The organism is Mangrovimonas sp. TPBH4, assembly GCF_001280505.1.
Lineage (GTDB): Bacteria > Bacteroidota > Bacteroidia > Flavobacteriales > Flavobacteriaceae > Mangrovimonas_A.
On the sequence record NZ_LBIO01000043.1, the window covers coordinates 34,246 to 57,217 of the forward strand.

Below are 22,972 nucleotides of genomic sequence, written 5' to 3' on the forward strand. Positions count from 1 at the left end.
AGCTTAAGAAATCCAGTGATTTGAAATTGATTTTTTTGAAAACCACAAAAACAAAAGAGAGAAAACAATAATCATCCCCGTCATGATTACTGCAAAAGGTCCATATATGTCAACAGAATTAACTACAAATAGATTGTGGATCATCTGTACCACAACTCCCGCTAAGGAAATAACAAATAGGGGGTAGGCTGCTTTTTTTCTTAAAACCAGTGCGATGCTGGCTAAGATCCCTCCAAAAACAGCAATTGCAAATGCTGCAATGGCCCAAGCGGGCGTATTGGAGATTAGTTCAAGTTGTTCACTGGTGTACTGAGCCCTGAAGCTTTCTGTTTGATAGGTCTGCCCTAAGTATTGCATGACACCCATGGCGTTCCACACCAACGCAACAACACATACAATCCAAAACCAAATAGGTGGTTTTGTTTTCAAAGTTGTGTTCATAAAATTTCTATAGATTAATTGGTTAATATTCACTGCTGCTGGAAAAGTTTAAAGAAAACTACTACAGCAATTTATGAAATTATTACGAACCTATAAATTTTATGATGAAAAATGTCAAAGAAAAAATTAGCCTTCTGCAATGTGAACAATGGGCTCTTTATTTACCCATTTTCCGTTTTTGGATTCCCCCAAAATGATAATATCCTTGGCGCGTTCATACTCCTTAATGGTTCTTAACATTTTGGCTTTCGTGTCTCTATAAAGCTTAATACCATCTTTAGCACCTTTATTTCGTATCTCTAAATAAAACCCGTCTTTTAGTTTCGCTGGTTTTGTTGCTGGTCTGCCCATATTTTGATGTTAATAATTTAATTGCAGTTTAAAAAAAAATATCACAATAAACAAATGAAATGTAATATATTGTTACTTAAGGGGTTGCTTTTTATTATTAAAAGTAAAACATAAGCCAATATAAAACCTTTCAAAACTTTGCAAAACGTTAATATTGGCTGTAAAATTGTACAATAATTCTTATAATTATGTTAAATTAAAAGGAAGTCTGTTAAACATGTTAAAGCCTTTTTGTTTTAAAAGCTCGCCACTTAATTTATTGGTGAATTTAAAAGAGTTTTGATCAAACCTCAAATTTACTGTTACATTTATTGTACCTTTAAATGTTCGGTTTTTGGACAAACTACATTTTTAACCTTTAAATTTAGTATTATGAAAAAAGTAATTTTCGCAATTGTATTATTATTTTCTTTATCAACAACCTTTACTAGCTGTAGAGAAAAAAAATCTACTGGGGAAAAAATTGAAGATGCTATTGACGATGCAGGAGATGCTATAGAGGATGCTGCCGATGATGTGGAAGATGCTCTAGATGATAATTAATTCTATTCTTATAGATCTTTACAAAGTCCTGTTTAAAACAGGACTTTTTTGTACTTTTAATTCTGAAAAAATAAAATAGTATGGCATCATCCTTTTCACCCGAAGTATTCAGTTTTTTAAATCGTTTAAAAGAAAATAATGAACGGGATTGGTTTAATGATAATAAAAAGGAATTCAAAGTCATTGAAAAAGAGGTGAAATCTGCCTACAACTCCCTATTTGAACTTCTAAAAACCCATGATGACGTGGATAATCTAAAGCTTTTTAGAATTTATCGCGACGTCAGGTTTTCCAAGAACAAAGCCCCTTATAAAACACATTTTGGGGGCTCCTTTCGAAGAACCAAACCAGAACTGCGAGGAGGCTATTATTTGCATATAGCCCCTAATAACGAATCTTTTATTGCAACAGGGTTTTGGGAGCCCAACAAAGAGGATTTGTTTAGAATGCGAAAGGAATTTGAAATGGACCCCAGTATGATGCGCAATATCATCAATAACCCAGAGTTTAAATCCGTTTGGGGCGAGTTACAAGGAGACGAACTTAAAAGCGCGCCACGAGACTTTAATAAAGAAGATCCGGCCATAGACCTTATTAGAAAAAAGCAATACATCTTTACCAAAAATTATACCGACAAAGAGGTACTCTCTAAAGATTTTCTGAATGACGTAAATGTATCATTTAAAGCGGTTCGCCCATATTTTGACTATATGAGCGAAGTGCTTACAACCAATCTTAATGGAGAATCAATAATCTAGCAAATCTCCTTAATGGTGTAGGTAGTATTGTTGAACGTTACAGAATCTCCCGTCAACTTGTTCTTTAAAAGCATTCCTATGGGAGAATTTAATGATATAACCAGGTAAGGCCTAGTGTCTAGTTCTATTTTACCAATACTTACAGCCAAATAAAAAGCAGCACTGTTGGTAGTTACTAAGCTTCCCAAGACGGCACTGTCATGTTTTAAATTCGGATTGATAATTTTAAGGGTGTCTAAGGCTTTGGAGGCATCGGCCAAATGTTGTCCGTTCTTTTCCAAGTCATCAAATAACTTTCCGCTCCCGGAATCGTCATCTTCATCCTTGCTTTTATCGCTGGATTCTATGGCTTCCTTTAATAGTTCTATTTCATTTTTGTAACTAACAATGCGCTTATTGACATGTTCCAAACATGCCGATAACAATTCGTGTTTTAAACTCATAAATCAAGCCACTTTGGGCTCTAATAACTGTATGTAATCAATTAATCGGTCCTTGACTAACCCCATCATGCGTTTGTTTAAAGCGGAAGAGTTTTGGATGTAGATTTGATACTCTTCAACCGTAAACTGCCCAATTACCATCCCTTTTAAAGAATTTCGGAATTTCATGTCCTTATGGATGGCATTCTCGATGTAGTCTAGTTGCTTAGGCAAAGATAATTCATAAAAGACATTTTTATGTTTATCTACATAATTTTTAAATACAGCTACAAACAATTCCCCCTGAAGTTTGATAATCGGTCTTAAGGTTGCATTTTGGAAGTGCTCATCGCGAGTCATGTTCTCATAAATTAAAGCGGAAGATATTACAGGGCGCACCTGTAACAGGTCTGAAGATCGTGACATGGCTTTTGTTTTTCTTAAAGTTATAAATTATCAAAGCCTTTTTTCGCTGTCAAATCAATTGTTGTTAACTAGTTTATCAACAACATAAGGATTTTAAATACTTCTATTCTCCTTTTAAATGCGCTTTACATAGGACAACTTTTGATAATACCGTATCTTTGAGTGGCACTTTTGAAACCCACGTTTTATGAAATTTGGAAGCGTTCCTAACCCAGAAACCATAGATTTTGCCATTCCAGAAGACCATATAGATACCCTTCGGGTCTTGAATGAGGTGAAAGACGACAATGTGCCGGAAATTTACGTGGGCTGTGCCAAATGGAACAAAACAGACCTCAAGGGTTTTTACCCTAGAGGTACAAAGGATGAATTGGGGTATTATTCAAGGCAATTCAACGCTATCGAGCTCAATGCTACTTTTTACAGGATTTTCCCGGCAGAACAGTTTGCAACTTGGTATGACAAAACACCAGAAGATTTTAAGTTTTTCCCAAAATTGAATCAGGAAATCAGTCATTGGAAGCGACTCAATGAAGTTCAAACTGTGGTTGAAGATTATCTTTACAATGCCTCCAACCTAAAGGAAAAATTGGGCACTATTTTTTTGCAAATGCACAATAATTTTGCACCCAAGGATTTTGACCGCGTTGTAAGGTTTGCTGAAAACTGGCCTAAGAAAGTACCACTTGCCATGGAATTCAGACATACGGATTGGTATAATGACTCCGTGGTGTCAGACCAACTGTATGACCTTCTCGAAACCAACAATATCACCAATGTACTTGTGGATACCGCAGGAAGGAGAGATTTAATGCATATGCGGTTGACAACCCCAAAAGCCTTTATCCGCTATGTTGGTGCCAACCACCCCACAGATTATAACCGCTTGGAAGATTGGGTAAAAAGGCTCAAATCCTGGCAAGATCAAGGCATCAAGGAAATCGACTTTTTTGTACATCAAAACATCGAAAGGGAATCCCCATTGCTGTCGGCACATTTCATTGAAAAACTTAATGGCACTCTAGGTTGCCAATTAAAAATACCAAACAAAGACAATACACAACAAACCTTATTATAAAGCATATGAGATTTCATACTAGAAAATGGGTAAAACCCGAAGATTTAAACCCAAATGGAACCCTATTTGGAGGGCAATTATTGGCTTGGATAGATGAAGAAGTGGCACTGTATACCGTAATCCAACTGGAGAACTCTAAAGTGGTTACCAAGTACATTTCAGAAATTAACTTTACCAGCTCTGCCAAAGAAGGGGATATTATCGAAATTGGTATTGAAGTGGTTAAATTTGGAAAGAGTTCCTTGACCTTAAAATGTGAGGCCAGGAATAAAATGACCCGAGAAACCATTCTAACGGTTGACAATATTGTAATGGTAAACCTAGGGCCTGAAGGCAAACCAAAACCACATGGCAAAACAGAAATTGAGTTTGTAAAAGATAGATTGCAAAACTAATCAACTCAAGGTCAACTGCTTATCATTTTTTTGTATCTTTAATCCACTTAAACCATTAATTATGAAAGCATTGACCTTTGCCCTTATAGGGTGCCTATTTTTTTTAAGTTGTGGCTCGTCATCGTCTACGGCCGATAAAACGAACGAACGTACCCTTAAGGGCACGTGGACCGTTGAAGATATTGATTTTATTGGTGAAGAAGGGCTTTACAAAGCCTATATGTTCGATAACACCGATTCTGCCTGTTTACGAGGGAGTGAGTGGGTTTTTATCCCCAACAACAATACGGGGCGCTTTACTACCAACGCCAGTAATTCTACCTGCCAAGTAGCCAGTAGTCGTATGATTTGGTCTTTTTACGAGACCGAGGGTGCTCGCTATTTCCAATTCAAATACGCAGACGAAAAAAACCGACCATTGGATAAATCCAAAACGGGATATCGCTCTAAAATTGAAAGTTTAAGTGCTAGCAATATGGTGTTGCGAGTGCCTTCCACCTATGAGGGAAAATCTTTTGATGTCCTATTAAAATTTTCCAAAGTATCTGACGACATAACTTTATAAAAACCAATTAAATCATGAAAATAAAATTAAAATATACGCTTGTAATAATGCTTTCGGTGCTAATGATTAGTTGTAGTGCCGTTCAAAATTCAAATAAAACCCAACGAGGTGCCGTAGCAGGAGCTGCCGGGGGTGCTTTGGTTGGAGGTTTAATAGGTGGCGATCTTAAAGGCGCCTTAATTGGGGCCGCAGTGGGTGGCGCTTCTGGTGCCATTATTGGAAACGTCATGGACAAACAAGCCAAAAAAATTGAACAAGCCGTTCCTGGTGCTGAAGTGGAACGCATAGGAGAGGGGATCCACTTATCTTTTGATGATAGAAGTGGGGTAAACTTTACCATTAACAAATCCGATTTGACTCCAGAAGCCAAAACGAATTTGGATGCTCTTTCAGAAGTATTTATAGAGTTTCCGGATACTAACCTTCTAGTAGAAGGACATACAGACTCTTCGGGAGATGAGGCCTATAATATGTCACTTTCTAAAAAGAGAGCACAATCCGTTGTAGACTATTTGGTAGCCAAAGGAGTCTCTAGAGGGCGTTTTTCTGTAGAAGGATATGGAGAAACCAAACCGCGTTTTGATAATTCAACCGAAGAAGGGAGAATTAAAAACAGACGTGTTGAAATAGGAATCGTTGCCAATCAGGAAATGATTGATGAAGCCAAGGCAAAAGCCAATTAATACACCAAATTATTATTAAGAAACCTAAACTTTAGTTTTTGCTAAGGTTTAGGTTTCCATTTAATACCTCAAAAACTTCCAAGCCAAAATAAGGCACTGCAGCAAGCATATGGTCAAAAATATCTGAAATGATATACTCATAATTCTCCCAACGCTTGTCACTACTAAACGCATAAATTTCCAAAGGGATCCCATGGGCCGTCGCTTCCAATTGACGCGTCATGATCATCATGTCCTTGTTAATGGCGGAATGGTTTTCAATATAGGTTTGAATATACTTCCTAAAGACGCCCAAATTGGTCATGTTGCGACCATTTATCAATAAAGACTTATCAATATTGTGAGTGTTATTGTAGTTGTCGATATCGTTTTGGCGGCTGGTAAGATAGTTGGTAATCAACTGGATTTTCTTTAGGTCTTCCACACTTTGGGAATCCAAATATTTTACGGATGACACCTTAATGATCAAAGATCGTTTAATACGGCGCCCGCCAGAATTGCTCATCCCTCGCCAGTTCTTAAAAGATTCTGAAATAAGGGCAGAAGTAGGGATATTGGTAATGGTATTGTCAAAATTTTGCACTTGAACCGTATTCAAATTGATTTCAATCACCGTACCATCGGCGCCAAACTTTTCAATGGTTACCCAGTCTCCAATTCTGATGGTATCGTTTACTGCCACTTGAATACTGGCCACAAATCCCAAAATGGTATCTTTAAAAATCAACAGCAAAATCGCAGAGGCTGCTCCCAAGCCTGTTAGAAATTTGAGAACGGAAATATTGGTAAGAATTGCAAAGCAAAGAATCAAACCAATTCCCCACACAAATAACATAACAACCTGTATATAACTATCAATAGGTTTGTCTTTTAGCCGAGGTAAGGTTTTAAAGTAAGCCTCCAAAGTTTTTAAAACACTTCTCAAAATCCAGATGAACAGTAGCACTCCATAGACTTTTATAAGAGCTTCTACAGGGGCTTCAAAATTTGGAAAGTCTACAAAAACAACAGGGAAGAGGTTCAAGGTGATTAAAAAAGGGACCAAATGCGCCAAATTCCGAGGGGCCTTATGGGAAATTAAAAGGTCGTCGAAATTGGTTTTGGACTTTTGGGCAAATCTTTCAAAAGCACCCACCAAAATTTTCTTGGTAATTAGATCGGAAATTAGAATAATCACTGCCAAAATAAGCAGTAAAACTCCCATATTTAAATAGATGGCAGCTGTTTCTGAAAAATCTAAACCAATAAAATAATCGTAAAAATAATGCGAAAATGATTCCACGTTATGCTTGTTGTTTTAATAATTTTTTATCTACAACAAAGGTAGCAAAAGGTAGTATTGAAGCAATTAAAACCTTTCCAAGAGTTTTGTTGTTCCATTGTAATTTGCTTCCTAAAATAACGGCTAGGATAATATACGCTATAAATAAGAGTCCATGGGGCATTCCCAATAGCTTAACAAATTGGGGATCATCCCCAAAATATTTAATAGGAACCGCAATGAACAATAATAAAATATAAGAAAGGCCTTCTAAAAAGGCAATCACACGAAAGGTAGAATGAAGTGAAAGCATATGGTACTTTTATGATGACACAAAAATACCATACGCTTTAGGAATGGTCTAATTTTTTACCACTTTTTTAACTAACACTGGGCTGTTGTTGGCATTATAGAACTTGGCCAAGTACATTCCTGTGGCCAACTGCTCTAATGACAAGGTCGCTGTTTCATGTGCTTGAAGTGTTCTGGACAGTAGTTGCTTACCATCCATACTGTAAAGTTTCAGTTCCAATGCTTCGGCATAGCCATGCTGTACCGTTAATTGATCATGGAAAGGAACTGGATACATTTTAATGCTAGGCAAATCTGCAACAGGGTTTGTAGACAAAGTCTCTCCATTGAAATAGGTCATAGCTTTGGCAAAAGCGTCTGGGCCTACTTTTTCACCAATGATGCGCCCACCAATATCATCAATAGGAGGGTGGATTCCTCCCCAAATTCTTGATAAACTGGTTTGGTCTGAAGCGTCTCTATAGGTTGCCCATTGCAAGGTCATGTTTTGTGTAGGGCCCTCCTCGAACACTAAAAATTCATTTTCAACCAAGTCGAATGTTCCCATACCTCCAGGGAAAAATTCATCCCCTGTTAACAAGGTCATTGTTTCGGCTGCTCCTCTGGAAAAAGTAGAATGGCCAGATAGGTACCCTGCAAACGGCGGGGTTACAAAGGATGGGCGTTGATAGGGCCACCAATGGGTTCCTAAAATCCAATCCACTCCGGCAACATCAGTTTCTGGAACTTCAATATAATCTGGGCCTTTCCAGGCATATACCTTTATTTGCCCTACGTTTTCATCATCTTCTCCTGCCAAAGGGTCTCCTGTTTCAATAAGTTCGATACGTCCTTCTATCAATGGCAAACCATGGGGATCATAACTCGGTAAGGAAGCATCAGAACTTTGTCCTTTGGAAGCCATGTAACGAATGGCCGAAATTGGGCGGATATAGTCGTAATACCCTTTGATTCCCCAAGTGTTTACGGCACAATCGTGTACCGTTCCACCAAGTGCCAAATAACTCTTTACATCCCATTCCAGGTCTTCCAAAACAGGACCTTCTCCTCCTAATTTTTTCTCCAAATCAGGGTGGTCACTTACATAATTCAAAATGGTAAACCAATGTCCGGGAGGCGTTTCAGAAGATGGGCCATCGGCCCAGAATTCTGCCAAAACCCTAGCGTAATCGGCACGTTTCACCATTTGAGGTTCGTAGGGAAGGTTAGTGGCAGGATTTAAATCGTGGCCCGTACTGGCATCTCCACCGCCCATAAAATCATAGAATTCCTGGTATTCCGCAAAGGTTTCAGGAAAGCCTTCACTGTCAAAATTTCCAATGCTTGCAGGCGAGATATCAATCATGGTTTCATCGGCTGGATCCAAATGGGATGACCATGATGCCACAAGGGCAAAACTCCATTTATAAGGATCTTCAATGCCGTCTTCATTAGAGTCCTGAATGTACCAAGGAGCACCTGGATCGTTATACACATAGCAATCAAACCCATCGTTCAAAATATCCAAATCTTCACTTGTCAAGGCAAAAGGAGTGACTTGTCCCCATTCCGGCCCCACAAAATCTGGGGTCGTCAAAGGATATACATTTCCACTCTGGTCGATATACACATCGAAGGCCAAAGGCTGCCAATGGTTTGGATTAATAGCACTGTTGTCCTCATACAAATCCAAAACCAAAGGGTCATTTATAGGGGCGTAATACTCACTAAGATATCCATCGGATTCATTGGAACCATCTTGAAGACCAAATGCTATCATTTGCTCGGCCAAATAATTTCCCAAAGCCGCATAGGAACTATCACTATAATCCGTTGAAATAAATTCGGCGTCATAGCCATAATCTGTAAAACGAGTTAAAAATGACGCCTCGCTAACGGCGCTATTCGGAGCATTTTCAAAGCGATGGCTCAAAAGCCTAAACATGGCATAACTAATAATTTCGTGCCTAGCAGCAGCCACATCGGTAGGAGTGGTAATTCCATCGAATGGACATTCGTACCCTCCAAAGGTTTTACCTAAAAACACCGTTTCGGCCACATCATCAAAAATGGCCCAGGCATCATACATAACTATGGAACTGTGAAATAGGTTGCGGGCGTGAACCGTAGGTCTGGCCAAATCTATACGGATGGCCGATAAAAGCTCTTCATTCCATTCACGAGCCACAGATTGCTGTGACCAACTGTGTAAGGATATGAAAAACAGTAAAAAACATAGCGTAGTTTTTCTCATAAAAAGAACTGGTTGTTTAGTTAATTGAATATTGGTTGTTTCAAATGTAACAAAGTTTTTCAACTATCAAAACCCAACACTTTTTTAACAGAAAAATATGTAGATATTTTAATTTTAACCGAAATAACATAAGGTATTAACAATTAACGCTACATTTTGTAGGTAAAACCTTATTTGTGTTTTTTCAATAGGCACAAAAAAAAGACTACTTTGAGGGAAATAGTCTTTTTTACAGGATTAATTAAATAACAGGGTATCGCACAGGAGAGTAGTTTACTCTTCTGCAGATATTAGTGCAAAGAACTTATCCAAATTAGGAAGGATTAAAATCCTAGTTCTTCTGTTGATAGCTCTATTTTCAGCAGTATCATTATCGGTTAGGGGCTGGTAAAAACTACGTCCAGCCGCAATTAGTTTTTCTGGTGCAACCTCAAAATCATTCTGTAATTTTTTCACTACGGAAGCGGCACGCAATACACTCAATTCCCAGTTGTCCGACACTTTTACATTATTGATAGGTTGGGAGTCTGTATGCCCTTCAACCATTACTTCAACACTCGGTTCTGAGTTGATAACATCCGCCAATTTTTTCAAGATATGGTCGGCATCATTACTGATATTGAAGCTACCTGATCTAAACAATAGTTCATCTGCAATGGAAATCATCACTACAGTTCCTTCAATATTCATGCTTACATCTTCAGTTTCATCAATATTGGTAACATTGGTTCTAACGTTATAGGAAATAGCCGCATTCATGGAGTCCTTCAAGGTTTTGGCGTCTGCCAAATAAGCGGGAGGGACGTTCTTTAACATTTCACGCATTTGCGCCTTTTGGTCTTCTGAAATCACAACACCATCTACAGACACCATTTTGGCATCACTTTCTTCAGACAAGGAGTTGATTCTGGCATTGTATTGGTCTACACGGGCTTGAATGGCGGCAAATTGAGCCTCCAATTCTTCATTTTCAACCTTGGTTTTGGTCAATTCACTTTTAAGTTCACCATTGTCCTTTTCAAGTGCCAAATATTTCTTTTTAGAGACACAGGAAGACAAGGCAATTGCTGTAAGTATTACAATAGAAAATTTTCTCATAATAGTTATTTAATTAATGTTTAGATGTCTTAATTATATCTACGGATGAAGTGTGTATATAGATTATAACAGGTTACATAATTTAATAAAAATCTAGAAGAAAGTATAGTTTATTAAGCGTTTACAACTCAATATGAATACTTTATATTATATTTAATAGTCGAAAATAATTTTTATGGTAGCTTATAAAACTTATGTAATTGTCATTTTTGCTTTGGGAGGCATGCTCTCAATGACGGCACAAGAAACCTTAACTCCAAAGGAAAAGGAACGCATGGCAAACAAGGTGGAAGTCTTTACACCAGATGAGAAGGACAATATCCAAATGTGGTTTTACGAACAAACCAACAAGATGGGTTTGGATGAAAAAACTCGAAATACCTATGCGGCTATTTTATCAGACCATATTTATGATGTTGGACGCTTGAACGATAAGGATAAAGATTATACCTATGATGAAATTTTGGAACGTATTGACAGTTTAAGCAAAGCTACACATACCAAAGTGCAACCATTGCTCACGGAAAGGCAGTACCAACAACATCTTGCAAACTACAATGTTGTGATTGAAGATCTTAAAAAACATCTAAAGGGAGGGAATTGATTAAAAGTGAGCCATTGAATAAATTTGAAAATTCTATTTTACATAATATAAATTATAATACATTTATGTAATAATTTCTGTATAGCCGTCCTGCTTCAAGTTCAATTAGTCAAATACTACGAAAATTCCACCTCGCCATATTTTTAAAATTCCGTACCAAGGTCAAGAAATTTTCAAATACGCGATTCTCAGGGATACTTACCAAATTGAATTCCGAAACTTTTAACAAAAAACTCTTCTTCACTCGAGATTAAAACTATAAAAGGGACTTTTACCTTTTTACCCAAAGCAAACTGATATAACTAAATCATAAGAATTCTAAATCAATCCCCCCATTTAAAAGAACTTTCAAAAATTGCGGCTCCAATGGCAATCATAGCCACAACCCCCAAAACACCAGCAACCACATTTACAGTGCTTCTACCAGTATTTTTATCATTTACAGAAATGTATTTTATTTCGAAAAATGGAATACTAACCTGAGCCCCATCCACCAAACCAATACTGCTACGCACATAAAAATGGACTTCATGTAAAACCGCATCACCCCCCTTGTTTCTATAGGTCTTTTTGTTTTCTCTTACTTTTTTGGGACTATGGATAGCGTCTAAAGGCTGCTTTACTCCATATATATGTTGCTCAACATCGTCCACTACAAAATTGCTCAAATGCCAATACCCAGAATTAGTATGAACAATGGCATAACTTTGTTGGGGTTCCAATTCATTTAATTCACTAGATAGCATTCCTTGGTTTGCAGGTAAATCCCGCACGGTATAATAACTGCAACCTACAGCGAGATGCAAAAAAAGGACAGTTAAAAATAAAGCCAGAATGCGCTTTAGCTTTCTGAGTTTCCAAAAAACACTATGTGGCCTTAATCGAGAATTGCTTGAAAAAATCATGATACAAAAAATATTAAAGGAAGTTTTGTTTGCCTAGATTTGAGAATTAAAAAGCACCTAGATGAAACAATCTAGCAATAAGGAGAATATCCTAAAGATACACTTTTTTTAGTTGACCAACAACCTTGTTTCTTGTCATGTAAGGCAATTCAACCTACCTCAAAAATCCCCACAATTTCCATCTCTAAAATTCCCTAAAGAAGTATCTTCGCGGCCATGTGGATGTATTTAGGATTATTGGCAGCGCTCTTTTTGGGCTTACACAACTTATGTAAAAAACACGCCGTACAGGGGAATGAGGTGTACCCTGTACTTTTCGGGACGGTATTGAGTGGCTTTGTATTTATTGCGGCCTTTTATGTGCTGGCACTTATAAATCCTGAAGGGGCTTTAAACAGAGGTTTTAATTTTCAGGAAATTCCTTGGCAAACCCATGGTTTTATTTTTATCAAGTCGGCCATCATGGCCAGTTCTTGGGTCTTGGCCTATCAAGCCTTGAAACATCTGCCCATCACTATCGTAACCCCCATACGCTCGGCAGGGCCATTTTTCACCTTTATTGGCGCTATGGTCATCTATAAGGAAAGCCCGAATAGGTTCCAATGGATGGGCTTCTTCCTCATCATTTTCTCGGTAATGCTCTATTCCAGAATTGGCAAAAAGGAAGGCATTAATTTTAAGCGCAACAAATGGATCTTTGCCATCATAGCTGCCACATTTTTAGGAGCTAGCAGTGGACTTTACGATAAATTCCTGATCCAAAGTTTACAACTTAATCCACAAACCCTTCAATTTTGGTTCTGTCTCTATACCCTACTCATCTTAAGTGTTATTCTAGGGATCACTTGGTTTCCAAATGCTGAAAAACGCCAAGCTTTTAAGTTCAGATGGTCTATTGTTGGGGTTGGTGTACTATTGCAGTCTGCCGATTACTTTTATTTTAAGGCTCTTCAAGATCCGGAGGCACTCATCATGCTGTTGTCGGCCATCAAACGCAGCCAGATACTTATTGCAGTAGTGGTTGGGGGACTGATATTTAAGGAACAGAACAAGCGCAAAAAATTGGTACCTTTAATGGGCATCATGATTGGGGTGTTTCTCATTCTGTATTCATAACTCTAGATCCTATTTATACGGCCTTGAGCTCTTAAAATTCCCCTAAATACTTATTATTTCATTAAAAGTTCCGCATCTTTGCCCCAAATTAAAAGTTGTGAATTTTAAAGACAAAGAACTCATTATCTTCGACTTTGATGGCACCCTCATCAACAGTATTCCAGATCTTACCTTGGCCATAAATAAAATGCTATCCCATTATAATTTAGAGCCCTTAACCGTAAAACAGGTGACTCCATTTGTTGGAAATGGTGCCAAGCCCCTAGTTCGTAGATCGCTGGAATTAGCCTTGGAAAACCAAGAGCTGTCAAACGGCCTTTTAGAGGAAGCTTTTGAGATTTATGTTGAGGCGTATCGTGAAAACAACTGTGTTGATACCTTTATGTATCCAGGGGTATTGGAAACATTGCAATACCTATACAACAAGGGCTATAAAATGGTGATTTGCACCAATAAACCCTTCCATTTTATTGCGCCTATTTTAGATGCATTAGAAATTAAACAATATTTTAAATCTTGGATTGGCGAAGATTCCTTACCCCTAAAAAAACCAAATGCAGCGCCCCTACTTCATTTGACGGACAGCCTTCATACAAGCATAGAAAAAAGTATCATGGTGGGCGATTCCAAGAATGATATCCTTGCGGCTCAAAATGCTGGCATGGAAAATATTGGCCTCACTTACGGATACAACTATAACGAAAACATCTCCGATTACAAGCCTACCTTAGTGGTGGAGCAGTTTACAGAACTCCAAAAACTGTTTTAGTATGGAGCGAATTTACAATGTGGGTATCATTGGCGGAGGCATTTCAGGGGTGGTTACAGCTTTGCAATTGGCTAATTATGGTGTAGATTCAATATTGTTCGAGCAAGAAAGCAGCGTGGTTAACGGGCCTCCATTTTGTCATTTGCATGCCGGTGGGAATTTATATCCCGATATTTCCGATGAACAATGCAGAATACTCCTCAAGCAATCCATAGAAATGGCGCGGTTGTTTCCGCAATCTATTGACGAACGACCAACATTTATCAGCATTCCAAAATCCGAAAAATACGAAGTCGGCACAATTTTGAAACGTTTGGATATGCTCGTGGCTTATTACAAGTCATTAATAGAGGAAGACCCTTTGAATGAAATTCTTGGGGCTCCGCAGGATTATTACAGGGCTTATAGTGAAGATGATTTAACTGCACTCTCCAAGCAACCAAGTGTAAAACATCCAAAAACAGCCGATGAATGGATGTGCAACGCCATTCAATTAATAGATTACAAAAAATTGAAAACGCCCGTTATTCTTGTTCAGGAATACGGATGGAACCTTTTTAGGTTGGCTGCTCAAGCACAGCTAGCCTTGGAGAAATCTGAGAAATGTAATCTTAAGACCAGTACCAATGTTACCGATATCAAAGATGCACGGGATCTAAATTTGGATTACAATTGGGAAATTCATACCCAAGTTGCTGTTTATAAAGTGAGGTATCTAGTGAATTCTAGTGGCTTTAATACGGGGCAATTTGATGAATCGCTACAATTAAAAAGAGAGCGTCTTATTGAATTTAAAGCAGCTTATGTGTCCAAGTGGCAGCCCATTACAGGACTCATACCAGAGCTTATTTTTCATGGGGAGCGCGGCACGCCACACGGCATGGCCCAACTTACCCCCTATTGCGACGATTATTATCAAATTCATGGGATGACAAAGGACATTACGTTGTTCGAAAATGGATTGGTACAATCCAAAGGAAAAGGGGGTCTCCCAAAGTTTAATAAGGACATTAAGGAAAAACTAAACCGTGGTTGGAACGACAGTGAAATCATAAACAGAACCGAAAAAGCCATTGCATTTGTTGAGGGATTTGTGCCTTCTTTTAAATCGGCATCCGTTGGAGGCCCACCTTTATATGGTGCTCAGCAAATTTCTGGAGATGATCCAAACCTTAGAGTTGGAGAAGTTAGTTTCCCCAGTAAATCGTATGCCCGCAGTGAAATTATTAAGGCGTCCTCGGCCCTCACTGTGGCCAATCAAATCCTCCATAAAATTCAGGAAGAAGCCATAATTCCTACAATTCAAACCGAATTAAAACAAAACCAATTACTGAACAGTATTTCAAAACAGGCCATTGATGCCTTGGCCAGTGCCTTGGCCATTGAACGTGGTTACCCCGAGGCACTATCTCGATTGCTTATTGATAAAGACTAAACGAAAAGTTTTGCAATTTACCTATACTACCTCCAACTTATACCCAACCCCATGAATATTGACCAGTTGGATCCGTTCATCATCCTGTAGTTTTTTACGGAGTTTGGAAATATAGGTATCCAAACTACGCCCCACGACCACGCCATGGTCTTCCCAAACACGCTTGCTGAGTTCATCACGGCTAATTACTTGGTTTGGGCGCTCCACAAACAGCTCCAACAGTTCACATTCCTTTTTGGAAAGGGCTATTTCGGTGGCCGGTGTTACCAATTTATGCTGTTCCGGATAAAACATAAAATGCCCCAAAGGCACTTCTTTAGTAGATATTTTCTCTGAAACTGCGAGCCTTCGTTTAAAAAACCACCATCCTAAAACCAATAAAATAACTAGTGGTAATAGCCATAACCAAACCAAATTTGAATTGGACCGTTGTGCATCCATAAACTTTACACGCACCGCATAACAGGATTTTGGCAACAAACGTCCTTTACAAGGAACAACCCCCTGTTCTCCCTCTTGCCACATTTCAAAACTATAAGCTACTTCGGCATCTTCACATTGCAACACTTCTACCAAATAACGATTGGAGAAATGTTGAGCTTCCAAACTTCTTTCAACAATGGCTACCAGACTATCAGGTACAATCTGCAAAGGTTTTTCAAAGGATATTTGATAAGAAGAAGCATCCAAAGCTACCACGGGTAGCACTCGGGAAGTAGTATCACCAGAATGCAACAACAATTGGTGCCCTACCTCACGTAAGCCTACTTTAATGCGTTCTGGAGAATGTTCGTCAGTGGACTCAGAACAAGCCAAAGTGAACAAGAGAAATAGGAACATTACGAAGCAATTACGGATTTTAGGCATCATAGGAATTATATCTACTGTAAATAACCAACATTTTTAGGACTTTTTACAAGCATTCACACTTCTTTGACACTTTTTTGACATTTTTAAGAACTGTCCTTCATAGCTTTAACATAACAATCAAATAACTCCGAACCTTCCGTGTTGAAGGTTCCATTTAAACCAAATTCTTATGAAAACAATTAGTAACTATGTGAGGCCGTATTTCTTTATTCTTGGGATCACACTCACCCTCCTTTTCAATTGTCAAACGGACAAATACCAAGAATCGAAAACAGAAACTTCCCAATTGGCAATGGCGACATCAGAATACCCCATGGGGCCGGTGTTATTTCCTAGAATAGAAGGACAAACACAAATAGATTCCCTCTATGAAACCTCCTTCTATTTGGAAGATTTGGAAAATAACAACTACAACATTATTGTTTACATGGGCTTAAAAGAACAATCTTATTACGCTTCTCCAAATTCCTCTCATGCCTACAAGGGACGCTTTTCTTTTGACGTTGAAACCGATGATAAAATTCAATTGTTTGATGCACTCTCTGAAACATCTATTTTAAAAGAAGACTTAGAGCCTCACTGCAATGGATATGGTGCTAACTGGATACGACAAAACACGTTCTACAAGCAGCCCTTCCATTTAAATACCTCTGAGGATTTTTATATTATGGGATTTATACAATTTACCATTGAACCCCGTTCTACCAAGGAAGTAGTCCCTTTTGGCATCACCAATAAGGACGGTAATTTGAAGATTGCCATCACCAAATGCTAGTCTTTTACACAGAATATAAAAAAACACCTCCAATGGAAATCTTTGGTCATTTTGAGCCCATTCCAATGGAGGTGTTTTTATTTGATTTTACAATTAAAACTTACCAGACCTTGATTCTGTCTGTTTCAGCTTTAAAATTTTGGTCCCCTTCTTCCAAATCAAAGGCCTCATAAAACGGCGTCATGTTCATTAAAGGTCCGTTCACACGCCATATAGGCGGTGAATGTGGATCGGTTGCTACATAATTTCGCAAATACTCATCACGAGTCTTTACTCGCCAAATACGTGCCACCGACATAAAGAAACGCTGATCTGGAGTATAGCCCTTTATCTTGGTACTATCCTGTCCTTGAGCCGTCATTTTAAAGGCATCGTAGGCTATGGCAACTCCTCCATTATCTGCAGTGTTTTCACCAACCGTTAAAGCTCCTTTTAGGTGCACACTGTCCAATACGGTAAAAGCATCGTATTGCTCAATGATCTGTTGGGTCTTGGCCTTAAACTTGGCGTAATCCTCTTCGGTCCACCAGTTTTTAACATTTCCTTCCTTGTCGTATTGTGCTCCTTGATCGTCAAAGGCATGGGTAAATTCATGGCCAATGACCATCCCAATACCTCCATAATTCACAGCATCATCGACATTTGGGTCAAAATAAGGAGGCTGTAAAATCCCCGCAGGAAACACAATTTCATTCAAAGACGGGTTGTAATAGGCCGTTACGGTAGATGGTGTGGTGTACCATTCATCTCTATTGGGAGCCTTGTTTAATTGAGCTAAATGATAGGCATAATTGTTTTGATTTAGGGCTAATACATTTTCAAAATAATGCGTTTTGTCAATGTCAACCTCATAGGATCTCCACACATCGGGATAGCCAATTTTTTTGGTTATGCTATGTAATTTTTCTTTGGCCTTTACTTTGGTGCTATCGCTCATCCAATCCAATTGGGTGATGCGCTTTTCCAAAGATTTTTGAAGATTGTTTACCAATTCCAAAGCTCGCTTTTTGGCATTTTCATCAAAATAACGTTTGACATACAATTGTCCCAAAGCAAATCCCAATTGGCGATCTACCTGTTGCACCATGCGCTCAGCTCTAGTTTTTTGAACACTTTGTCCCGAAATCACCTTTGAATAAGCAAACTCTGCGTCCTGAAAAGGAGTGCTCAATATAGACGCAAATGCCGTCAAGGTATTGGCCTTTAAATAGGTTTTCCAATCATCTAATGCCACTGTTTTAAGCATTGTGTTAAGTGTTTCAAAATAGGCCGGCTGCATCACATCTACAGAGTCTACCTCCATTCCCAAATGCTCCAACATGGACTTCCAACCTATGTTTTTCTGTGTTTTGTCAAGCTCTAAAACGGCCAATTTATGGTAATTTGCCAGGATATCCCTTAATTCCACTCGGGTTTTATGAGAAGCGGCCAATTGCTTTTCTATGGCATACACCTTTTGGGCATTAGTTTCTGAATTGGAATCGCCAATCAATTCAAACAAAGTCGTTAAGTAATTTTGATAAGCCTTCTGAATGGCTTCGGTGGATGCATCGGTATTAAAATAATAATCCCGATCTGGCAAACCCAATCCTGTTTGTCCAAAATGGGCAATGTTCAAGGCGCTATTCTCTTGATCTGGATAAATGGACGCATTGATTAAAGAATAATTCCCAACTTTCATTTGATCGGCTACAAAAGCAATTAGTACTGCAGGGCTATCTAAAGCATCAATTTGTTCCAGAATTGGCTTTATAGGTTCAAACCCACGCTGATCGATGCTCAAGGTATCCATCCCTGAAGCATAGAAATCGCCTAATTTCTGTTCGATACTACCTTTGGCATAATCACCTACAGATACTTCTTCCAAAATGGTTTGCAACAATTTTTTCTGTGGAATATTTAAAAATCTATAGGAGCCCACCCCGACTTGGTCATCGGCAATTACGGCTTGGTCATACCAAGTTTTGTTAACATGGCCAAAGAAATTATCCCCTGGCTTAATAGAAGGGTCAATCCCCTCAAAAATAAGAGCAGATTCCTGTGCTGGGTCATCGCTCACAGGCTGTTTTGAATCCTCTTTACAGCCCACCAATAAAGCGGCTGCAAAAGAAATATAAAGAACTGGTTTCATAATGAATGGTTTGTGATGGTATCAAAAGTAAGTATTTTAAACCTAAATGTCATGCTAAGCATTTCACGGGCATCTAGGACTTTAGAATTGGAAAATATCTCTGTCTCCCCGCTCTCAACTTCCTTCCAAAACCGTTATCTTTGGCCTCAAATATTACCTTATGTCAATAGCTATTCGGCATGTCAATGTCATGCGTTACATTACCCCTTTAAGAGAAGGCGGTTCCCTCCCAGCCATTGCTGAAGCGGATGATGGATTTAATTATGTGGTTAAGTTTAGAGGGGCTGGCCATGGCGTAAAAGGACTTATTGCCGAATATTTGGGCTGTGAAATTGCCCGAAAATTGGGGCTATTGGTACCAGAGGTTGTCTTTGCCGAATTGGATGAGGCTTTTGGTCGCACCGAAGGGGATGAAGAAATACAAGACCTCCTTAAATGGAGCCAGGGATTAAATATCGGGTTGCACTACCTCTCCGGAGCTGTAAATTACGATCCTGTGGTATTGACGCCAGATCCGCTTTTAGCCTCTAAAATTGTGTGGTTGGATGCTTTTATTACCAATATAGATCGCACCACCCGAAACACCAACATGCTTATTTGGAACAAAAACCTATGGTTGATAGACCATGGGGCGTCCTTCTATTTCCACCATTCATGGAATGACATTCCAAAGGCTGCCAAAACACCATTCAACCTTATCAAGGATCATGTCTTATTGGCGCAAGCCAGTGAACTGGAACAGGTGCACCAAGAGTTCAAAGCCTTGTTGACTGAAGAAGTCATTAATGATATCGTCAACAACCTACCAGACACTTGGTTGCAATGGGAAGGTTATCCCTATACCGAACAGGACTTAAAAAATGGCTATCTTGAGTTTCTAAACACAAGACTTGCCCATTCTGAAATCTTTACAAACCAAGCCATACATGCCAGAAAAGATCTTATATGAGTACGCTATTATTCGTTACGTGCCTAAAGTGGAACGTGAAGAATTTATAAATGTGGGCATTGTCTTGTATGCCAAACAGGGCAGCAGCATTCACCTGCACTATCATGTAGACCAAGCTCGTATTACAGCCTTTAGTCCTGAAGCGGATATAGAGTCTTTAGAATCGCATTTGGAATCATTTAAACGCATTGCTGCGGGCGACAAAGCCTGTGGCTTGATCGCCCAAATGGATACAGCTTCCAGATTTAGATGGTTAACCGCGGTACGTAGTTCGGTTATTCAAACCTCTAGACCGCACCCTGGATTTAGTACCAATTTGGAAACTACCGCACAAAAACTCTTTCAGGAAGTTGTACTCTAGGTGTAACCTAGCTTTTTAAAGATGCCATATCAATCACAAAGCGATAATGAACATCGCTTTTGAGCATGCGTTCATAAGCGGTATTGATATCCTGAATGTTAATCACTTCAATGTTTGAGGTAATGTTATGTTTCCCACAAAAATCCAAAAGTTCTTGAGTTTCTGCAATACCTCCAATCAAGGAGCCAGCTACCTTTTTACGTCCCATAATCATAGGTACCGTATTTAGCATAGGGTCCAGTGGCCCCAAATAGCCAACCAATACCAAAGTACCATTGGTATTTAAAGTCCCAATATAAGGGTTCACATCATGTACATAAGGCACCGTGTCTATGATTACATCAAACTGCCCTTGCACAGCTGCCATTTCATCTTCATTGGTAGAGATGACCACGGCATCTGCCCCTAAATCTTTTGCATCTTGAATTTTGTTCTTCGATCTTGAAAATAGAGTGACATGAGCCCCAAGCGCATCCGCCAATTTAATTGCCATATGTCCCAGTCCTCCAAGCCCCACAACGGCCACCTTACTGTCCTTACCAACATTCCAATGACGTAACGGCGACCAAGTAGTGATACCTGCACATAATACAGGAGCCACGCCTGCCAAATCAAGATTTTCGGGTACACTCAATACAAAATGTTCATCCACTACAATGCTCTCGGAATACCCTCCATAGGTAGGTAAATCCAGATGTTTGTCATGACCTCCATAAGTGCCAACCCATTCGGGGCAATACTGTTCCAAATCGTTGTTGCAATTGCTACAGGAACGACACGAATCTACCAAACAGCCTACAGCAACAATATCTCCTGCTTTATATTTGTTCACCCCTTCACCTACAGATTTTACCTTCCCTACTATTTCATGACCGGGAACCACAGGGTACACACTAAAGCCCCAATCATTACGGGCAAAGTGCAAATCTGAATGGCACACTCCACAATACAAAATATCAATCTCTACATCCTTATCGGTAACTTTTCGTCTTTGAATGCCCATTTCTCCTAGGGCAGCATCTGCTGCTTCTGTCCCAAATGCCTTTATACTTGTTGTATCCATTTTTTATTGTAATTAATTTATTTTGAATACTTTAAAGTTACGGAAATATTATTAGGCTTTAGGACGTTTTTCACCTTATAACTCCAATTGAATACTTAGGAAGAAAATTAAACATGACATTATTTCAGACTTAAACCTTTGGCGTAGTTTATGTGCCTTGTCCAACATGAATATGGATTGAATCCGGTATAAAAGTTATACTGAACAATTACATACACATTAAAAACTATTTTATGAGTCAAGTTAAAGAGAATAACACTGTTAAGGTGCACTACACAGGAAAATTAACCGATGGTCAAGTTTTCGATACCTCGGAAGGACGTGAACCTTTAGAGTTTACTTTAGGACAAGGACTAATGATCCCTGGATTTGAAAAGGGATTAATTGATATGAAACTGAATGAGAAAAAAACCATCTCGCTTACTAAAGAAGAGGCCTTTGGTGACGCTCGTCCAGAATTGATCCAAGAGGTTCAAAAAAATCAATTACCAGAAGAATTGGTGCCAGAAGTAGGAATGCCTTTAATCTCTACGGCTCCAGATGGTAGAGAACACCAATTGTTAATTACAGAAGTAAAAGAAGACAGTATTGTGGTTGATGCCAATCACCCTCTAGCTGGTAAGGATGTTATTTTTGATTTGGAAGTTGTAGAAATAAAATAAATACTTTTTTTGAATCTATAAGTAAAAGCCTGATAAATCCAACATTTATCAGGCTTTTTGCATACAGCATATAATGGTTGCTTAGTTAACCATGGGGCTTATAAATTGGTGTTTTGCGCTGGCAAGACCAGATCTCTATGTGCCACAAACAGACTGCCTTCTTTTTTCAAATTAAGCATTCCTTGAAATCTATTTTTTTCTAATTTTTTACGGCAACGATTTGTCAATAATGGATCGTCATTAAAAATAAAAGCATCCAATTTTTGGGCTTCATCTCCAGGTGCCATCACAATAGGATGGATATGTTTTAATCCTCGACGTCTCGGGAAAGCATTGGCTGCATAACTGGCTCCTGGAACAAAAGTGTAAAAGGTATATTGTCCATTGGCATCAGTTTTTGCCCAGGCTCTATGATATACATATTTTTTGTCATTTAGTTTCCTATTATCATATTCACCATCTTCATTTGGTTGATAGATAAACACAATCACATCTTGAGCTGGAGTCACTCCGTCACTTTGGTATATGGTACCGGTAATTTTTAATTTTTCCACTTGTGTCTCATATCCGGGAATCGTATCTACGGCATTAAGAGATGCTTCTGTATAGTCATAAATAGGACTTCTCTTTTTATATTCTTCAGAAATGGTTTCCTCCATATTTTGAGAAACTGCAACTCCTATCATAAAAAGGCCACAAAATAAGGTGAGTAGAGTTTTCATAAGACATTCATTTTAATCACCTCAAAATTAGACAAGTATCTATT

General features: G+C 38.7%; 27 protein-coding genes. 14 read left to right on the forward strand and 13 right to left on the reverse strand.

Features of this window, described 5'->3' with window-relative positions; all coding sequences use genetic code 11:
• Window positions 1-3: 3 nt before the first annotated feature.
• Window positions 4-429 carry a hypothetical protein gene (locus ZA05_RS07540; RefSeq protein ID WP_231632466.1) on the reverse strand — a complete coding sequence of 142 codons (426 nt, stop codon included), beginning with the start codon at window positions 427-429 and terminating at the stop codon, window positions 4-6.
• Between the two features lie 138 nt (window positions 430-567).
• A complete protein-coding gene (locus ZA05_RS07545; RefSeq protein WP_053991085.1) occupies window positions 568-792 on the reverse strand; it encodes a hypothetical protein in 225 nt (74 codons plus the stop codon).
• 372 nt (window positions 793-1,164) lie between these two features.
• Here ZA05_RS07545 and ZA05_RS18335 point away from each other — a divergent pair, with 372 nt between their 5' ends.
• Both ZA05_RS18335 and ZA05_RS07550 read left to right on the forward strand, forming a co-directional pair.
• The gene (locus ZA05_RS18335) at window positions 1,165-1,335 is read left to right on the forward strand and encodes a hypothetical protein (RefSeq protein ID WP_197276065.1); all 171 of its coding nucleotides are present in this window, start codon (window positions 1,165-1,167) and stop codon (window positions 1,333-1,335) included.
• A gap of 80 nt (window positions 1,336-1,415) precedes the next feature.
• Window positions 1,416-2,093, forward strand: coding sequence for a DUF2461 domain-containing protein (locus ZA05_RS07550; RefSeq protein ID WP_053991086.1), 678 nt, complete (start codon window positions 1,416-1,418; stop codon window positions 2,091-2,093).
• On the opposite strand, the gene ZA05_RS07555 is transcribed toward ZA05_RS07550, so the two are convergent.
• Window positions 2,090-2,536: a hypothetical protein gene (locus ZA05_RS07555; RefSeq protein WP_053991087.1), complete on the reverse strand. Its 447-nt coding sequence runs from the start codon at window positions 2,534-2,536 to the stop codon at window positions 2,090-2,092. The genes ZA05_RS07550 and ZA05_RS07555 overlap by 4 nt on opposite strands.
• Before the next feature lie 3 nt (window positions 2,537-2,539).
• A complete protein-coding gene (locus tag ZA05_RS07560; protein WP_053991088.1) occupies window positions 2,540-2,941 on the reverse strand; it encodes a hypothetical protein in 402 nt (133 codons plus the stop codon).
• Between the two features lie 187 nt (window positions 2,942-3,128).
• Here ZA05_RS07560 and ZA05_RS07565 point away from each other — a divergent pair, with 187 nt between their 5' ends.
• From ZA05_RS07565 to ZA05_RS07580, 4 genes are all read left to right on the forward strand, one after another.
• Window positions 3,129-4,019 (forward strand): DUF72 domain-containing protein, encoded by an 891-nt coding sequence (locus ZA05_RS07565; protein WP_053991089.1) that lies wholly within the window; start codon window positions 3,129-3,131, stop codon window positions 4,017-4,019.
• 5 nt (window positions 4,020-4,024) lie between these two features.
• Window positions 4,025-4,414, forward strand: a complete 390-nt coding sequence (locus ZA05_RS07570; RefSeq protein WP_053991184.1) for an acyl-CoA thioesterase — start codon at window positions 4,025-4,027, stop codon at window positions 4,412-4,414.
• 61 nt (window positions 4,415-4,475) lie between these two features.
• On the forward strand, window positions 4,476-4,979 hold the full coding sequence (locus tag ZA05_RS07575; RefSeq protein WP_053991090.1) for a lipocalin family protein: 504 nt from the start codon (window positions 4,476-4,478) through the stop codon (window positions 4,977-4,979).
• A 14-nt stretch (window positions 4,980-4,993) separates the two neighbouring features.
• Window positions 4,994-5,662, forward strand: coding sequence for an OmpA family protein (locus ZA05_RS07580; RefSeq protein ID WP_053991091.1), 669 nt, complete (start codon window positions 4,994-4,996; stop codon window positions 5,660-5,662).
• A 31-nt stretch (window positions 5,663-5,693) separates the two neighbouring features.
• On the opposite strand, the gene ZA05_RS07585 is transcribed toward ZA05_RS07580, so the two are convergent.
• The 4 genes from ZA05_RS07585 to ZA05_RS07600 all read right to left on the reverse strand — a co-directional run bounded on the left by ZA05_RS07585 (window position 5,694) and on the right by ZA05_RS07600 (window position 10,566).
• The gene (locus ZA05_RS07585; RefSeq protein ID WP_053991092.1) at window positions 5,694-6,944 is read right to left on the reverse strand and encodes a mechanosensitive ion channel family protein; all 1,251 of its coding nucleotides are present in this window, start codon (window positions 6,942-6,944) and stop codon (window positions 5,694-5,696) included.
• A 1-nt stretch (window position 6,945) separates the two neighbouring features.
• A complete protein-coding gene (locus ZA05_RS07590) occupies window positions 6,946-7,236 on the reverse strand; it encodes a DUF3817 domain-containing protein (protein ID WP_053991093.1) in 291 nt (96 codons plus the stop codon).
• A 48-nt stretch (window positions 7,237-7,284) separates the two neighbouring features.
• Complete coding sequence (locus ZA05_RS07595; protein WP_053991185.1) at window positions 7,285-9,468, reverse strand: T9SS type A sorting domain-containing protein; 2,184 nt, start codon at window positions 9,466-9,468, stop codon at window positions 7,285-7,287.
• A 273-nt stretch (window positions 9,469-9,741) separates the two neighbouring features.
• On the reverse strand, window positions 9,742-10,566 hold the full coding sequence (locus tag ZA05_RS07600) for an OmpA family protein (protein ID WP_053991094.1): 825 nt from the start codon (window positions 10,564-10,566) through the stop codon (window positions 9,742-9,744).
• Between the two features lie 175 nt (window positions 10,567-10,741).
• Here ZA05_RS07600 and ZA05_RS07605 point away from each other — a divergent pair, with 175 nt between their 5' ends.
• A complete protein-coding gene (locus ZA05_RS07605) occupies window positions 10,742-11,170 on the forward strand; it encodes a hypothetical protein (protein ID WP_053991095.1) in 429 nt (142 codons plus the stop codon).
• Between the two features lie 323 nt (window positions 11,171-11,493).
• Here ZA05_RS07605 and ZA05_RS07610 read toward each other — a convergent pair whose 3' ends face one another.
• Window positions 11,494-11,976, reverse strand: coding sequence for a hypothetical protein (locus ZA05_RS07610; RefSeq protein WP_157514605.1), 483 nt, complete (start codon window positions 11,974-11,976; stop codon window positions 11,494-11,496).
• Between the two features lie 315 nt (window positions 11,977-12,291).
• Here ZA05_RS07610 and ZA05_RS07615 point away from each other — a divergent pair, with 315 nt between their 5' ends.
• The 3 genes from ZA05_RS07615 (at window position 12,292) to ZA05_RS07625 (ending at window position 15,395) form a co-directional block, all read left to right on the forward strand.
• Entirely contained in the window at window positions 12,292-13,191 is a 900-nt protein-coding gene (locus ZA05_RS07615; protein ID WP_053991097.1) for a DMT family transporter, read from the forward strand.
• 97 nt (window positions 13,192-13,288) lie between these two features.
• On the forward strand, window positions 13,289-13,960 hold the full coding sequence (locus ZA05_RS07620) for a phosphoglycolate phosphatase (RefSeq protein WP_053991098.1): 672 nt from the start codon (window positions 13,289-13,291) through the stop codon (window positions 13,958-13,960).
• 1 nt (window position 13,961) lies between these two features.
• Window positions 13,962-15,395: an FAD-dependent oxidoreductase gene (locus ZA05_RS07625; RefSeq protein WP_053991099.1), complete on the forward strand. Its 1,434-nt coding sequence runs from the start codon at window positions 13,962-13,964 to the stop codon at window positions 15,393-15,395.
• 21 nt (window positions 15,396-15,416) lie between these two features.
• On the opposite strand, the gene ZA05_RS07630 is transcribed toward ZA05_RS07625, so the two are convergent.
• Entirely contained in the window at window positions 15,417-16,235 is an 819-nt protein-coding gene (locus ZA05_RS07630; protein ID WP_053991100.1) for a winged helix-turn-helix domain-containing protein, read from the reverse strand.
• A gap of 199 nt (window positions 16,236-16,434) precedes the next feature.
• Between ZA05_RS07630 and ZA05_RS07635 the strand changes: the two genes are divergently transcribed.
• Window positions 16,435-17,040 (forward strand): hypothetical protein, encoded by a 606-nt coding sequence (locus tag ZA05_RS07635; protein ID WP_053991101.1) that lies wholly within the window; start codon window positions 16,435-16,437, stop codon window positions 17,038-17,040.
• A 100-nt stretch (window positions 17,041-17,140) separates the two neighbouring features.
• Here the strand turns inward: ZA05_RS07635 and ZA05_RS07640 are convergent, their stop codons facing one another.
• Window positions 17,141-19,171: a M13 family metallopeptidase gene (locus ZA05_RS07640; RefSeq protein ID WP_053991102.1), complete on the reverse strand. Its 2,031-nt coding sequence runs from the start codon at window positions 19,169-19,171 to the stop codon at window positions 17,141-17,143.
• Between the two features lie 160 nt (window positions 19,172-19,331).
• Between ZA05_RS07640 and ZA05_RS07645 the strand changes: the two genes are divergently transcribed.
• Both ZA05_RS07645 and ZA05_RS07650 read left to right on the forward strand, forming a co-directional pair.
• Window positions 19,332-20,120, forward strand: coding sequence for a HipA family kinase (locus tag ZA05_RS07645; protein ID WP_053991103.1), 789 nt, complete (start codon window positions 19,332-19,334; stop codon window positions 20,118-20,120).
• Window positions 20,098-20,481 (forward strand): DUF3037 domain-containing protein, encoded by a 384-nt coding sequence (locus tag ZA05_RS07650; RefSeq protein WP_053991104.1) that lies wholly within the window; start codon window positions 20,098-20,100, stop codon window positions 20,479-20,481. Before ZA05_RS07645 ends, ZA05_RS07650 begins: the two co-directional genes overlap by 23 nt.
• A gap of 7 nt (window positions 20,482-20,488) precedes the next feature.
• On the opposite strand, the gene ZA05_RS07655 is transcribed toward ZA05_RS07650, so the two are convergent.
• Complete coding sequence (locus ZA05_RS07655) at window positions 20,489-21,544, reverse strand: NAD(P)-dependent alcohol dehydrogenase (protein WP_053991105.1); 1,056 nt, start codon at window positions 21,542-21,544, stop codon at window positions 20,489-20,491.
• 233 nt (window positions 21,545-21,777) lie between these two features.
• Between ZA05_RS07655 and ZA05_RS07660 the strand changes: the two genes are divergently transcribed.
• The gene (locus ZA05_RS07660) at window positions 21,778-22,206 is read left to right on the forward strand and encodes a peptidylprolyl isomerase (RefSeq protein ID WP_053991106.1); all 429 of its coding nucleotides are present in this window, start codon (window positions 21,778-21,780) and stop codon (window positions 22,204-22,206) included.
• A gap of 98 nt (window positions 22,207-22,304) precedes the next feature.
• On the opposite strand, the gene ZA05_RS07665 is transcribed toward ZA05_RS07660, so the two are convergent.
• Window positions 22,305-22,928 (reverse strand): hypothetical protein, encoded by a 624-nt coding sequence (locus tag ZA05_RS07665; protein ID WP_082333715.1) that lies wholly within the window; start codon window positions 22,926-22,928, stop codon window positions 22,305-22,307.
• Between the last annotated feature and the right edge of the window lie 44 nt (window positions 22,929-22,972).